12 protein-coding genes and 1 pseudogene are annotated in these 14,165 nt (G+C 72.6%); 2 read left to right on the top strand and 11 right to left on the bottom strand.

Going from position 1 to position 14,165, the window contains the following annotated elements:
• Positions 1–8: 8 nt before the first annotated feature.
• Entirely contained in the window at positions 9–446 is a 438-nt protein-coding gene (lepB, locus tag ACWDLG_RS19080) for a signal peptidase I (protein ID WP_354919882.1), read from the bottom strand.
• A gap of 178 nt (positions 447–624) precedes the next feature.
• Here lepB and ACWDLG_RS19075 point away from each other — a divergent pair, with 178 nt between their 5' ends.
• The gene (locus ACWDLG_RS19075) at positions 625–1,377 is read left to right on the top strand and encodes a DUF2127 domain-containing protein (protein ID WP_449921570.1); all 753 of its coding nucleotides are present in this window, start codon (positions 625–627) and stop codon (positions 1,375–1,377) included.
• 169 nt (positions 1,378–1,546) lie between these two features.
• Here ACWDLG_RS19075 and ACWDLG_RS19070 read toward each other — a convergent pair whose 3' ends face one another.
• The 4 genes from ACWDLG_RS19070 to ACWDLG_RS19055 all read right to left on the bottom strand — a co-directional run bounded on the left by ACWDLG_RS19070 (position 1,547) and on the right by ACWDLG_RS19055 (position 7,044).
• Complete coding sequence (locus ACWDLG_RS19070) at positions 1,547–3,964, bottom strand: GEVED domain-containing protein (protein WP_449921568.1); 2,418 nt, start codon at positions 3,962–3,964, stop codon at positions 1,547–1,549.
• 35 nt (positions 3,965–3,999) lie between these two features.
• Positions 4,000–5,160 carry an NAD(P)-binding domain-containing protein gene (locus ACWDLG_RS19065; protein ID WP_449922141.1) on the bottom strand — a complete coding sequence of 387 codons (1,161 nt, stop codon included), beginning with the start codon at positions 5,158–5,160 and terminating at the stop codon, positions 4,000–4,002.
• 63 nt (positions 5,161–5,223) lie between these two features.
• Positions 5,224–6,303, bottom strand: a complete 1,080-nt coding sequence (locus tag ACWDLG_RS19060) for a carboxylate--amine ligase (RefSeq protein ID WP_449921567.1) — start codon at positions 6,301–6,303, stop codon at positions 5,224–5,226.
• Positions 6,304–6,708: 405 nt separating this feature from the next.
• Positions 6,709–7,044: a hypothetical protein gene (locus ACWDLG_RS19055; RefSeq protein WP_449921565.1), complete on the bottom strand. Its 336-nt coding sequence runs from the start codon at positions 7,042–7,044 to the stop codon at positions 6,709–6,711.
• Here ACWDLG_RS19055 and ACWDLG_RS19050 point away from each other — a divergent pair.
• Positions 7,034–7,186: pseudogene (locus ACWDLG_RS19050) on the top strand (glycosyl hydrolase family 26); the annotation flags it as partial. The gene ACWDLG_RS19055 and the pseudogene ACWDLG_RS19050 sit on opposite strands and share 11 nt — an antisense overlap.
• 257 nt (positions 7,187–7,443) lie before the next feature.
• Here ACWDLG_RS19050 and ACWDLG_RS19045 read toward each other — a convergent pair.
• Genes ACWDLG_RS19045 through ACWDLG_RS19020 form a run of 6 tightly spaced genes read right to left on the bottom strand, consistent with a single transcriptional unit; the run spans position 7,444 to position 14,164 of the window.
• Positions 7,444–9,039 carry a glycosyltransferase gene (locus ACWDLG_RS19045; RefSeq protein WP_449921563.1) on the bottom strand — a complete coding sequence of 532 codons (1,596 nt, stop codon included), beginning with the start codon at positions 9,037–9,039 and terminating at the stop codon, positions 7,444–7,446.
• Positions 9,036–9,629 (bottom strand): hypothetical protein, encoded by a 594-nt coding sequence (locus ACWDLG_RS19040; protein ID WP_449921562.1) that lies wholly within the window; start codon positions 9,627–9,629, stop codon positions 9,036–9,038. Before ACWDLG_RS19040 ends, ACWDLG_RS19045 begins: the two co-directional genes overlap by 4 nt.
• 2 nt (positions 9,630–9,631) lie before the next feature.
• Complete coding sequence (locus ACWDLG_RS19035) at positions 9,632–10,726, bottom strand: glycosyltransferase (protein ID WP_449921560.1); 1,095 nt, start codon at positions 10,724–10,726, stop codon at positions 9,632–9,634.
• On the bottom strand, positions 10,723–11,415 hold the full coding sequence (locus tag ACWDLG_RS19030) for a polysaccharide deacetylase family protein (RefSeq protein ID WP_449922139.1): 693 nt from the start codon (positions 11,413–11,415) through the stop codon (positions 10,723–10,725). The genes ACWDLG_RS19035 and ACWDLG_RS19030 overlap by 4 nt, the downstream gene beginning before the upstream one ends.
• A gap of 5 nt (positions 11,416–11,420) precedes the next feature.
• Entirely contained in the window at positions 11,421–12,914 is a 1,494-nt protein-coding gene (locus tag ACWDLG_RS19025; protein ID WP_449921559.1) for a lipid II flippase MurJ, read from the bottom strand.
• Complete coding sequence (locus ACWDLG_RS19020) at positions 12,911–14,164, bottom strand: O-antigen ligase family protein (RefSeq protein WP_449921556.1); 1,254 nt, start codon at positions 14,162–14,164, stop codon at positions 12,911–12,913. Before ACWDLG_RS19020 ends, ACWDLG_RS19025 begins: the two co-directional genes overlap by 4 nt.
• Position 14,165: the final 1 nt, after the last annotated feature.

Raw genomic sequence — 14,165 nt, 5'->3', positions numbered from 1 at the left:
GGCCGCGGTTACCGGGAGTGTCCGCCAAACCGGCGCAGCGCGACGCCGAGCAGCCGGTCGGCGTCGAAGAACCCGCGCTGGCGGGAGTCGACGCTGTCGCTGTTGTCGCCGAGGACGACCAGCGCGCCGGCCGGTACCCGGGTCACGCTGTCGTCGATGCCCGGCGGCACCGGGTCGCCGGGCAACGCGACGGCACGCTTGATGTTCCACTGCCGGCCGTCCGGTCCCGGCGGACCAGGCTCGGCGGGCGTCGGCGGCGGCTCGAGCACGACCACGTCACCCCTGCTGACCTGGTCGATCCGGCGCCTGAGCACCAGGACGCGATCGCCGTCGGCCAGGGTCGGCAGCATGCTGGTCCCCTCGACGGTGACCACCACGTAGCGCCTTCGCACCCATAACGCGCCCGCGATCGCCACCAGCACGCACCCACCGATGATCAGCTTCATGGCGCTCTTCCGAGGTCGGCCCCTGGGAGGGGTGATTCCTGAGGCGAAACGATCTCCGTTGGAACGTGGCCATGTCAAGGTGCCGCCGCCCCGTACGGCCGGCCGGCGGATCGTCGCCCGTAGAAGGCCCCGCGGCGGGAAGGAACAAGGTGTCCCACGCTGAGGAGTGCCTGTCGTCATGGACTGGAGCCTTCGCGCCTGCAGCCGGCGCGGTCACGTCACCTACGCCCCAGACGAGCCGCATCTGCGACGGCGGCTGCGCGCCGACACCACGCTCGGCGAGGTGTGGCGCTGCCTGCGCTGCGGCGACTTCACCCTCGGACCGCCGCACGGCACCGGCCCCGCCGACGAGGCTCCGCTCGTCCTGCGCGGCCGGGCCCTGCGCGACGCCGCCATCCTCCGGCTCCTCGCGCTCGAACGGTTCGCCAGGGCGCTGCTGCTGTTCCTGGCCGCCTACGGCGTCTGGCGTTTCAAGGGTGGCAAGGAGGCGATCAACAGGGCCTTCGAGGAGTACCTGCCGCTGCTCATGCCGCTGGCCGAACGGCTCGGCTGGCGCCTGGCCGACTCCAAACTCGTCCTCACCCTGCACCAGCTGCTGGCGACCGGCACGAGGACGCTGACCTTGCTGACCGTCGCCCTCACCGCGTACGGCGTGATCCTGGTCGTCGAGAGCGTCGGGTTGTGGCTGCTCAAGCGGTGGGGCGAGTACTTCGCGGTGATCGCCACCTCGGTCTTCATCCCGCTGGAGATCTACGAGCTGAGCCACCGGATCACCTGGATCCGGGTGACGTTCCTGGTCGTGAACCTCGCGGCCGTCGCCTACATCGTCGTCACCAAGCGCCTCTTCGGCGTGCGCGGAGGTCGCGCCGCCCACGAGGCGGAACGGCACGAGGCGAGCCTCCTCGAGGTCCAGACGGCGGGCACCCGCTGAACCCGCCCCGGACGGTCGACGCGGGGTGCGCGATGGGCTGGGAGACGTGGGAAAGAAGGCGCGGGAAGCCCGCGGGAAACCGTGGGGGAAAAGGAAGCGAGGCCCGCATCGGAATGCGGGCCTCGCTGGGAGCCGATCGGCGAGCTCGACGAGCCCGTCGCGGTCATGTCTAGAACTCGGGAAGCCTGCCGATGGCGACGTGCCGCCTCAGCTCCTCCTTGGCGAGTTCCCTGATCTGAGCGGGCTTCCAGGGCGTCTCGCGCCTGCGCGACTCGCCCAGCTGGCGGCGGAACTGCTCCAGGGCGCGCCTGGCGTCGTCGCGCTCGCGCTGACGCTCCCGCCTGGTCTTGGTCCGGTCGTCCTGTTCCCGCCTGGCGTTGGGCTGGTCGTGCCCGCCCACGGCGGCCTGGGCGTTCTTGCCGACCGTCGGCTGGTCGTGCCCGCCCACGGTGGCCTGGTCGTTCCTGCCGACCGTCGGTTGGTCGTTCCTGTCGCTCGTCGGCCGGCTGTTCCTGCCGCTCACGAGGCCGGGCCGCGCGTCGTCGTCGCCTGTGGCGCCGAACCGGTCGTTCCAGTCACGCGTGATGTCGAGCAGGTCGTCGTTCGCCTCGGCCCGCGTGCGCCGGTCCGCCGCCCGCCCGTGGACGGCCTCCGACGCGGTCCGCTCGCTCCAGGCCGCGGCTCGCTGACCGGACTCGGCCTGCTGGTACCTGTCCTCGGCCTGCTGCCCGGTGCCGGACTGCTGCCCGGTGTCGGCCTGCTGCCCGGACTGCTGACCGGACTCGGCCTGCTGGCCGGACTGCTGCCCGGACTGCTGGCTGGACTGGCCGGACTGCTGGCCGGCCCGCTGCCGCCTGGCCTGGGCCGCGGCCTGTCTCCTTACCTCCCTGATCGCGGCCCGCATCTCACGCTCCGCCGCGGCGGTCGCCCAGGGCTTCTTGGTGTCCGTGGCCCGGCCGCGGCCGGCGCGGTCGGTCCCGGCCCGCTCGCGCCTGGCGCGCTCGGGTGCGGGGTCGTGCGCCCCCCAGGCCCGGCGGAGCTCAGGGGCGTGCGCCTGCCGGGCGCGGCCCGGCTCGGCGTCGCCCGCCCGCCGGTTCCGCGTCGCCCGGTCGCCCTCGGCCCAGGCCCGGCGGGCCCCCCGCGTCGCGTGCTCGCGCCGCTCGGCCCGGGAGCCGTCCTTCCGGCTGTGTATCGAGGGCCACTGCCGCTTGTCCGGGCTGACCGTCCGCCACGTCACCTTCGGCATGCCCAGCTTCGGCCTGATCATCTTCGGCGGGACCACCTTCGGCGGGTTGACCGCCGCCGGGGTGACCGGCGCCGGAGTGGCCGTCGGCGGGACGACCGCCGGCGCGGCGACCGTGGTGATGGTCGGCGTGGTGCCGGCGGGTGTGTCGGCCTGCGGGGTGATGGCCACGCGCTGCGGCAGGTCGAAGCGGTAGTCCTCCACCTCGCCGCTGTCGGCCCATCCCGTCGGCCGCTCCACCCCTTCGGGCCTGGCGGTCACGCGCAGCCGCATCCACGTGCTGCCGGCCTGCATCGATTCGGGAAGGTTCCAGGTCAGCGTCTCGCTGTCGTCGCGGCGGTCCACCTCCGCGAGCGCCCGCTCCTCGTCGTCGAACCTGCCGTCGCGGTCGAAGTCGATCCACCCCGCCAGGACGGCGTCCGAAGCCGACCTGATGGGCACGGTCAGCGAGTACGCCGTCGCGTCGTCCTCGAGGACGAGCTCGTCGCCGCTCAGCGCGTCGTCGGTGTCGGCGTCCCCTCGGATGGCCCGCGCCTCGAAGCTCAGCGTGTCGGCGTTGTCGGCCGTCGCGTTCTCGCCGATGAAGATGTCGGTGATGGCGTGCGAGGCGGGGCCGTACGAGGAGGGCGCGTCGGAGTCGTCCTCGTGCAGCGACAGCTTGAAGGCGCCCCACAGGTGCGGGGTGCCCGCGTCGCCCCTGGTCCGCACGTTGCGGGCGCGCAGCCGGATCGTGAACGAGGTGACCGTGCCGTTCACCTGGACGGTGCCGCAGGTGTAGACGACGCCGCAGGTGGTGGAGTGGACCCGGTAGACCCGCTCGGGCACGATCGAGGTGCCGGTGACCTCGTAGCCGGGGAAGCCCGCCACGCGGGAGAAGGACGGCATGGTCGGTGTCCCGCTGACCAGCTCCACTCCCGCCCAGTAGTCGTCCCGCCTGCCGGAGAGGTCCTCCGCCCTGCCGCCGGTGCCGAAGACGTGCAGCCGGGGATCGCGGACCGGCCTGGAGAAGGTGAACGTCAGCTCGGCGACGTCGCTCCACTCGTTGGCCTCGACCGTGAAGTTCTCGTAGCGGTCGACGATGCCCGCCTCCGCCTTGGCGTTGACGGGCATGAGGTACTCGTCGGGCGGGGCCGCCGGGTCGGCGAGCGACACTTCGGCGGAGCCCACCCGGCTTCCGTTGACCATCACCTTGCGTACGGTGACCATCACGCCCGAGGGCGTGTCGCCTATGGCCTCGGTCGACGAGTTCGTGAACGATGCCGGGCGCCCGCTCGCGTATGCGAAGGGAACGATGCCCGTGACCCCGACGAAGGCCGCGGTCATCCCGGCGAGGATTACGCGCACACCCAATTTCGCTCCCTGTTCTTGTCCCGAAAGGATCACGTTGACTTGCGGACCTGGCTCACCAGTCCGCGGGTGACTCGTCTGGCGGCGAAGTCGCTGCCGTGGACGAACCTCATGGCCGGGCCGAAGGTGGCGGCGGCGGCCAGTCCGACCATGTAGAGGCCGGGCACCCGGGTCTCGAACGTCCGTGACAGCCGCGGCCGCGGCCCGCCCGCGCTGACGCCGCGGCGCAGGTTCGGGTCGAGGATGTCGATCCTGCCGACGTCGACCTGGTATCCGGTCGCGGCGATCACATGCTCGGTCTCCAGCGTCTTGACCGTGCCCCTGGCGGTGGTCAGGTGCAGCCGTACGGCGTCGCGGTGGTCCGCGCCCTCCAGCCGCACGCCCAGCGTCACCGGGACGGCGCCGTCGAAGCGCTCCTTGAGCCACCACGAGCCCGCGGGCCCCAGCGTGGTGCGCACGATGTGGCTGCGGGCCGCCTTCGGCAGGTACCTGACGGCACCGGGCAGTTCGGACCACACCCACGACGGCCAGCCCGTGCCGAGGCCCGAGCGGGGCGCCAGCGTGCGCGTGAGAACCGAGCGCCGCTCGTCGGGCGTGTCGTTCCACGCCAGCGACGTGGTCCTGGCGACGATACGCGGCTTCGCCCCTGCCTCCACGAGCAGCGTCGCCGTCTCGAGCGCGGACTGGCCCGCGCCGACGACGGCCACGTGCCTGCCGGCGAAGGCCGACAGGTCGTGGTGCTCGCAGCTGTGCGACGACACCTCCGGCGGCAGTTGCGCCAGCGCGTTGGGCCGGTGCGCGAACGGCAGGAAGCCCAGCGCCAGGACCACCGTCCTGGCCAGCAGGGTGGCGCCGGACGACAGCGTGACGCTGAACAGCCCGCCTTCGGTGCCGATGCCGGTCACGGTCGACTCGTCGAGCGCGTCCTTCACCGTTTGCGCGCGAAACCATTTGCCGTAGGCGATGAACGTCTCCACCGGGACGGGCTCGCCATACGAGTAGCGGCGAAAGGCGTCGAGGCCGTATCGCCGGTCGGGGTCGCTGAGATGGGACGCGTCCGGCTCGGATTTCAACAGCATTCCGCGCGGCATGTGCCATTCCCATGCCTGCATCGGCCGTCCGAAAACCCGGGCGTCGAGACCCGCCGCCAGCGCGTGGGTGGCGACCGAGAGTCCATAGGGACCGGCGCCCACAATTGCCACGTCAATCACCGGCGTCTGCAAAACTTCCCCTCCTGTTCGTTGTCCCCTAAAAGCCTATTTCCGACCCTGTGCGAGGCGGGTAAAGCCACGCTTTATCGACTGTCTAGCCATTGCCACGAAGGGCCAGAAATCGTCCGCGGAAAGCCAGGCGAGTTCGTCTGCCTCCCGTACGGCCCGCAGCCATGCGGTGCAGGTTCGTTCGCGTCCGGCGCGAAATGCGGGGTAAATGTCGTAGTTTTCCACCAGAAAAGTTCGCCCATGGACGAAACGGGCCGGCGGTATGTGTTCCCCGGACAGGTGCAGGTGCATGGCGCGCACGAGGTCGAGCCCGCGGCCGTCGCCGAAGAGACGGAACTGCGCGCCGAGTCGCGGGTTGAAGTCGACGAGGTAGTACACGTCCTCGGCGGCGTCGTAGCGGAAGTCCATGTCCAGCACGCCGCGGTAGCCGAGCGCGGCGGCCATGCCGTGCGCCACGTCCTCGATCGCGGGATTGGGCAGCGCCCTGCCGTACGTGGTGAGGCCGGCGCCGGGCGGGTAGGCGCGCTCCTTCCGTCCCGTGCCGCCGAACAGGCAGCTGGAGTCCTCGTCGTAGTAGCCGTGGAAGAACCAGTCCGAGGTGGGCCCGCCGGGCACGAAACGCTGCAGCAGCAGGTCGCAGTCGAAGCCGTGCCCGAGCAGCCCGTCCGCCTGCTCGGGCCGGTGGATCAGGCTGGTGTTGCGCAGGCCCGCCTGCCTGGGCAGCCGCCACGGCTGGGCCCACTTGGCCACCAGCGGCAGGCCGAGGTCCGCCACGGCGGCGGCGATGTCGTCCGGGCAGGTCACGACGCGGGTCTCCGGCTGCGCCACGCCGAGTGACGTGCACAGGGAGGACAGCGCGGCCTTGTCGGCGAGCCGCCGCGGCAGGCCCGGCGCCTGGCCGGGCAGCAGGAAGCAGTGGCTGAGCTCCGCCGCGTGCTCGGCGACGGCGATGGCGCCGGCGTCGTCCATGGCGACCAGGACGGCCCTGCGGCCGATCCGCTTGGCCACCGCGGTCAGCGTCTCGACGACCTCTCCGCCCGGTGGCCAGGTGTACATGCGGCTGAGGTATTTCGACCGGGAGACGGGTGCGTGCCGTCCCTCGATGATTCCGTGCACTTCCACTCCGGCCCGGCCAAGGGAGCGAATGGCGCCGAGTGTTCCGTGGTGAAAGATATTGTCGTCCATCCGCAGCACTAGTGCGGGAACGGTCGTATCAAGCATGTCGTGCGTTCCATTCCAAAAGTCAAACGCCTCATCTCGGACATTTCTCGGCAACTCGCGAGTCGGATATTGGCTTTTTCGCCGAGCGGGGTATATACGGTGAGACCTGAGACGACATATAGGGACGTTCGCAATGACCGCCAAAAAGGGATACGTGCGCTGTCTTTTCGCGATGCTCGCCGGATCGGCCGCCATGGCGTGGCTTTCCGCGAGCAGCCGCGTCGACGGCGCGCAACGTGAAGAGCCCGAGCACAGACCCGCCGCGCTCGGTGTCTTCCTCGCCTCCGACGAGCGAGGTCCTCAGCGGCTGCCCGGCTTCGAGGCCTGGCTGGGCGCCGAGGTGACGGTCGGCCGTACATATCTGCCGGGGGAGTCCTGGGACGCGCTGCAGGGGCCCGGATTCATCCTCGAACCGTGGCTGCGCTGGCGCGCCGCCAAGCCGGGCAGGATCCTGGCCCTGAACGTGCCGATGATCACCCCGAACGAGAACGAGATGTCCGACGACGAGGTGGCCGTGCTGCTCCGCGCGGGCGCGAACGGCGCGTTCGACCCGTTCTTCGAGCGCCTGGCGCAGAAGCTGGTGGCGGGCAACGCGGCCGACACCATCATCGTGCTCGGCTGGGAGATGAACGGCACCACCTACTCCCACCGGTGCAAGCCGGATCCTGACGCGTGGAAGGCCTACTGGCGGCGCGTCGTCACCGCCATGCGGGCGATCCCCGGCCAGCGCTTCCGCTTCGACTTCGCGCCCGCCCGCGGCCGCGACGCCATCGAGTGGACGACGTGCTACCCGGGTGACGACGTCGTCGACATCATCGGCATGGACAACTACGACATGGAGCCGGGCAAGACCTTCTCCCACTACGTCGAGCAGCCGTACGGCCTGCAGGCGCACGCCGACTTCGCCGCCGAGCGGGGAAAGCCGATGTCGTTCCCCGAGTGGGGGCTCTTCCACCACGGCGACCGGCCCGGCTTCGTACGCCGGATGCTCGACTGGATCGCCACGCACAACGTCGTGTATCACTCGATCACCGACTACTGTCCGCACGGCGTCTGGCAGTGCTCGTCGAACCCGAACTCCTCGGAGCTCTTCCGGACGATGGTGCAGTCGCAGGTCCGCGCGACACTTACCCCGCTTCCCGCGACACCGACCCCGGAGATCCCGACGCCCGTGCCGAGCCCGTCCGCGACCGCACCCGGCACGCCCGACCCGACGCTTGCCCCGACGTCTGGCACGGCGCCGTCCTCCACGCCGGAGCCGGTCACGGGACCGGCCACGACGGGGCCCGAGCCCACGGAGCCGGTCACCACAGGCCCGGTCGTCACGGCCCCGGCCACGCGGGACCCGGCCGTACCGACCCCTCTGGCGCCGACCCCGGTCATCCCGGCCCCGGTCACGCCCTCGCCGGTGCTGCCCGTCGCGCAGGCCCCCGGCGCACCGGCCGAGGTCCCCGCCAGCCCGGTCCCGCGGCCGATGCCCGCCCCGCCGCCCACGCCGCCGGTGCCTGCCCACCCGCCGTTCGCCGTTCGCAGCGTGTGCTGGGCGAGCTCGCCGAAGGCGACGGCGGCGTCGAAGGCCGCGGAGCGCGCCGCGGCGGCCAGCCCCTCGGCCGCCGCGAGGCCAGGCTGCGAGAGCCTGAGCAGCAGGGCCTCGGCCAGGGCCGCGACGTCCTCCGCCGGTACGGCGGCGCCCACGCCGTCGCCGACCAGCTCGGCCAGGCCCGGCACGTCGTAGCAGACCAGCGACCGCCCCGTGGCCATGGCCTCGAGGGCGGTCAGCGGCAAGCCTTCCCAGCGCGACGGCAGGACCACCACGTCGGCGGCGACGTACCAGGGGCGGACGTCGGCCACGTCGCCGACGAAGCAGACCCCGGGGACGTCCAGCGCGCGCAGCTCGTCGTGCAGGTCGCCGTCGCCGACGAGCACGAGCCTGGCCTGCGGGCACTCCTCGACGACCCGCTCCCATGCCGACAGCAGCAGGTCCTGCCCCTTCTGGCGGGTGATCCTGCCGACGCACACGGCCAGCGGCGCCGACCAGAGGATGCCGTGGCGCTCCCGCGCCGTCGCCCGTTCCTCCTTGCCCGCCGGGCGGAACCGGCGCAGGTCGACGCCGTTGCGCACGACAACCTGGTCGCCGCCCACGCCGTGCCGGCGCGCGAGCGCCGCCTCTCCCTCGCCCACGCAGACCGTCAGGCCGGTCCAGCGGGCGGCGCGGCGCTCCCACGCCAGCGCCGCCCTGGCCACCAGACCCCGGCCGGCCAGCCATGACCAGCCGTGCGGCTGGAAGAGGGTGGGGATCCGGCCGCGGATCGCCGCCCTGCCGGCCAGCCCCGCCTTCGACGAGTGCAGGTGGACCGCGTCGGGCGCGAACGCGTCGACCAGCCGGCGCAGCCGGCGGATCGCCGCCAGGTCGCGCGGGCCGGGGTCCCGTCCGGCGGGCCAGTCGAGCCAGGGCACGCCCAGCTCGGCCAGCCGTCCGCGCAGCGGTCCCGTTCCAGGGCACGCGACCGCGACCTGCCAGCCGCGCCGTACCTGGTCGGCCGCCGCCGCGGCCACGTACGCGCCCACGCCGCCGTCGACGGGCTGCGTCACGTGCAGCACGCGCGGGCCCGTGGACGCGGCGCCCTTCACGCCTCGGCTCCACTCATCGCGGGAGCCTTCTCGTCAGGAGCGGCGGCCGGCTCCCGCCTGCTCCTGGGACGCACGTACGGCGCCCCCAGATAGAGCAGACCGGTGACGAGCGCCGCCGCCGCGCCGCCGACGCTGATGTTGACCAGCAGCACCGGCGACGACGGCGAGGTGGCGACCGAGGCGGTGGCGAAGCTGGTCAGCCGCACCCTGGTGTCGGCGGCGTGCCCGTTGGCGTAGAGGATCAGCGCCGAGGCGGCCTGGTCGGCCCGCGCGGCCGCGTCGAGCGCGGTCGCGGCCTGCGCGGTGAGCCTGATGATGGGCGCGTCGGGCGAGGCCGTCGCGCTCAGCGTCCCGCCCGCCTGCTCGTTGCCGATGATGAAGGGCTGGACGGCGATCCTGGTGTAGGCCTGGGCGAAGTGCACCGCCTGCGCCATGTCGCCTTCCGACACCACCACGACGTAGGCGTCGGAGGTGTAGACGGGTTCCTTTGCCAGCGAGTAGAACAGTCCCCCCAGCACACCGAACAGCAGCGACAGCGGCAGCCACAACCGCGCCAGCCACTGCGTCACCTGAGCCCGCTTCGATGTCATCGCTACTCCTTGTCCGCGGCGGCGCCCAGCAGGCGCCGGTAGAGCGCTTCCAGTTGGGCGACCTGATGTCGGATGTCGTAGAGCCGGACGGCTCCAGGAGGCGCCAGCCGGGCGGGCCGCGTCGCGGCCAGCGTCCTGATCTCGGCGCCCAGCCCGCCCCCCGGGACACGCCGCGCTCCGGGCGCGGCGTCAGGGGGCAGGTCGTCGATGGCGGGGCAGGTGTCGTACAGGACGGGCAGCCCCGCGGCCAGCGCCTCGACGACGGCCAGGCCGAACGTCTCCTCCTGCGAGGGCGCGGCCAGCACGTCCATCGCCGACAGCATGGCCCGCATGTCGGCCGACTCACCGGCGAAGACCACGCGGCGCTCGACCCCGAGCGCGCGGGCCAGATCCTCGAGCCGCCGCCGCACCGATCCCGTCCCGACCAGCAGGAGGAACGCGTCCTCCAGGCCCTTCATGGCCTCGATGAGCAGGTCGAAGCGCTTGCCCGGCTCCAGACGGCCCACCCCGCCGACCACGAAGGCGTCCTGGGGCAGCCCGAGTCGGGCCCTGGTCCGCTCCCGCAGCCGGGGGTCGTAGCGGAACGCGTCGGCGTCGACGCCGTTGGCGATCACCACGATGCGCGAGCGCGGGATCCCCCACGTGGCCAGCCGTTCGGCCACCGACGGGGACACCGCCACGGTGGCGTGGCCGAGAAGCTCGCTGGCCAGGTAGAGCTGCCTGATCGGCATGGTGATGCGCCGGCCCTCGATCCGCTCGTCCCCGAGCGAGTGCTCGGTCGCCACGATCGCGGGGACGTTGGCCAGGCGCGCGGCCAGCCTGCCGTACACGCAGGCCCGGTACAGGTGCGCGTGGACCACCTCGAACCGGCCCGCCCGCATCAGCCTGGCCAGCCGGCCGACCGCCCGCAGATCGCGGTTGCCGCGCATGCCGAGCTGGTGGACCGGGACACCGCTCGCGCTGATGGCCTCGGCCACCACGCCGAGCCCCGTCAGCACGGCGACCTCACACCGCGCGCTCATGTACGGCAGCAGCGTCCGCAGTTGCTGTTCGGCGCCGCCCGCCGCGAGTCCGGTGATGACGTGCAGGACCTTCACGACCCCCACCGCATCCGGTGTCGCAGCCGCTTGGCGTGCAGCCGCAGCGCTCCGTCACGATCGCCGATGTAGGTGCGCGGCAACGCGTGGACGCCGGTGACCTCGGACTTCCAGATGGCGCACGCGTAGCCGTAGCCCGCGTCGCGGACGGCGGCCACCTCGCGGGCGCCGACGTGGCCGTACGGGTAGCAGAAGCCGGTCACCGCGGTGCCGGTGATGTCCTCCAGCCGCTCCTTGCTCGCCACCAGCTCGTGCGCGAGCTCGTCGTCGGACAGGGTGGGCAGCGAGCGGTGCCCCACGGAATGCGAGCCGACCTCCATGCCGAGGTCCGCCATCCTGCGCACGTCGTCGGCGTCCATGAGCGGCTTGCGCGGGTATCCGGAGTCCCAGGCGTTGTGGCCGCCGAGCTCACCTGTGACAGGGAAGACGGTGGCGGTGAAACCGTGCTGGAGGAGGACGGGGACGACCTCGCCGGCGAAGTCCGCGTAGCCGTCGTCGAAGGTCAGCCCGACCAGGCGGCGTGCCGTACCCGGTCGCCGGGCGGCGAGCAGGTCGCGCATCGCGACCCCGCGCAGGCCGCGGCCGGCGAGCCAGCGCATCTGGGCGGCGAACCGGTCGGGTGAGACGGTGACGAGCAGCGGGTCGCTGTCGTACTTCGTCACCGAGTGGTACATGAGCACGAGCGGCATGGCGGTCACGAACGACCTCGAATCCTGATCATCCTGTTGATCTCCTCAGTTCCCGTGAGTGCTGTCACGGCGCAGAACGTCACCGCCATCGCGAGCGCGGCGAGCACGAGCGCGGCCGCCGACGGCAGTCCTTCCAGCAGCGAACGCGTCCCCCACCCGGCGGCGGCGGTGACGGCGGCGGCGACGAGCAGGCGGACGGCGGGCCCGGCGATCTCCCGCACCGGCATGCCGACGGCGGGGCCGCGCAGGCCGGCCAGCAGGATCACCGCCGTGAGCGTGATGCCCGCCGCGTTGGCCGCCGCGATGTCGGCCGCCTCCGCCGACGGCGTGGCCAGCGCGATCGTGGCGGCCAGGCCCGCCATCATCGCCATCGCGGGGAACCAGCTCGGGCGCGAGCCGCAGAAGAACACCCTGCAGACGACGCCGACCACGGCCTGGCCGAGCAGGCCGAGCGCGTAGATCCGCATGATCTCGGCGGTCGCCGCGGTGTCGGCGTCGGTGAAGGCGCCGTGCTGCAGCAGCAGCCGCACGATGTCGGGCGCGCACACCACCAGCACGGCGGTGGCCAGCAGCACGATCGCGGCGGCGGCCAGCAGGTCGTCGGTCAGGCGCCGCCGGGCGGCGGCGACGTCGCCCGCCGTGATGGCGCGGACCAGATGCGGGAAGCTCACCGTGGCGACGACGAGCGAGAGCATCATCGGCACCTGGGCGATCTTCTGCGCGTAGTTGAGGTGCGAGATGGACCCCTCGGCGAGCGACGATCCGACGAAGCGCTCGACGAACACCTGACCCTGACGCTCCAGGGTGAAGGCCGCGACGGGGACGAACGCGCCGAGCGGCAGCAGCATCCTGGCCGCGGGCCGGCGCGGCAGGCCGAGCCTGCGGACGAACGAGGGCGCCTGGACCAGCACCATGCCCAGCCCCCCGATCGCCACCCCCACCGCCGCGGCGGACACGCCGAGGTCGTGGAAGCACCACACGCACGCGACGATGCCCACGTTGTAGGCCACGGTGACCGTGGCGGGCGGCCCGAACACGTCGTTGGCGCGCAGGGCGGCGCTCGCGTATCCCGCCAGCCCGAACATGAGGATCGTGACCGAGGTGAACCGCATGCAGCCGACCGCGAGCGCGGGGTCCGCGATGCCCGGAGCGAGCACGCCGACCAGCCAGGGCGCCCCCGCCGCCGTCACCAGGCTCAGCGCCAGCAGCGCGACGCCCATGTGCGGCAGCGTCGCCGAGATCAGGTGCCTGACGTCGTCGTCCAGCTCCGCCGCCCTGCTGAACAGCGGCACCATCAGGAACGCCATGGCGCCCTCGATCAGCAGCGGCGCCGCGGTCTCCGGCACCATCCACGCGACGAGGAAGGCGTCGGTGCCCGAGTCGGCGCCGAAGGTCCTGGCCATGAGCAGGTCGCGGCCGAACCCCAGCAGGAACCCCAGCCCGACCAGCACCGCGGTGAGGCTGGCCGCCTTCAGCCCAGGCGTGCCGGTGGACGTCATCGCGCCCACCCGCCCGCGGCCCACGAGAGCCCGGCGCCCAGCACCACGGCCGTGACGAGAGTCGGCAGGCCACCGATGTCGGAGTAGGCGAAGTCGACGCTCACCCAGGTGAGCAGCCCGGCGACGACGAGCCCGGCGCGCGTGACCGCCCACAGCAGGAGCGCCGCGAGCATGAGCGTGAAGGCGACGAGCCCCAGCACGCCCTGCTCGCTGAGCACCAGCAGGTACATGTTGTGCGGCGACAGCAGGGGCTGGCGCTGGAAACCGTGCACGGGGTCGTCGGTGTCGCTGCTCGACGACAGGCTGGCGGGCGCGTAGCTGTCGCGCAGCGCGGCGAACCTGCGCGGGCCCACGCCGGTCACCGGGTGGTCCCGCCACATGCCCGCGGCCGTCCGCCACAGGTCGTAGCGATCGTTGACCGACTGGTCGGGCTGGGTGACCGACGAGGTCATCGACGTGATGCGCTGGCCGATCGTGTCGGCGCCCACGCCGACGCCGAAGACGAGCAGGACTCCTGCCGCGGCGGTCACCATGATCACGCGGGCCGCGGTCCGCGTGCCGTACATGACGAGCATGACCAGCGCGGCGCACGCCATCGCCAGCCAGGCGCCGCGGCTCAGCGACAGCACCAGCGGTACGGCCAGCAGCGCCGCGCCGGCCAGCGCGGCGCCCCTGGACCTGCCCCGCAGGGTCAGCCCCGCGCCGAGCAGGACGATCGCGCCGTAGCTGACCACCGTCGCCATCCCCATGACGTCGAGGGCGCCGAACGTGCCCACGGCCCGCACCCGCTCGCCCCCGTAGGACGCGCCCGTCCCGGTGAGCGTCTGGTAGCAGCCGATGACCCCCTGGACGGAGGCGGCGGCCACCAGCGCGCCCCCCACCAGCCAGGCGTCGACCCTGTCGCGCAGCGTCACCACGACCGCCAGCGGGATCAGCACGAAGATCTGGATGTGCCTCAGGTGTCCCGGCAGGCTGGTGAACATGTCGGGTGAGGCCAGCGTCGCGATCGTCGCCGCGAGGACGACGGGCACGAGCACCAGCGCGCGTCCCGGCAGCGTCGCGCGGCGCGCCGCCAGGCACGCCGCGGCCACGAGGATCAGCCCTACCGACGCGATGTCCGCCGCCGTCACGTGCGCGGCGGCGGCCTGGTCGGCCCGCCCGTCGGGAAGGCAGGTCAGCAGGACGGTCAGGGCCGCGAGAACGCTCGGCCTGCGGACCAGGGTGAGGGGACGCCGGAGGCGGGTGAACACG

It is taken from the genome of Nonomuraea sp. NPDC003727 (genome assembly GCF_053586935.1).
The sequence above is the reverse complement of the archived record's forward strand: the minus strand, read 5'-3'. Positions and strand labels throughout refer to the sequence as shown.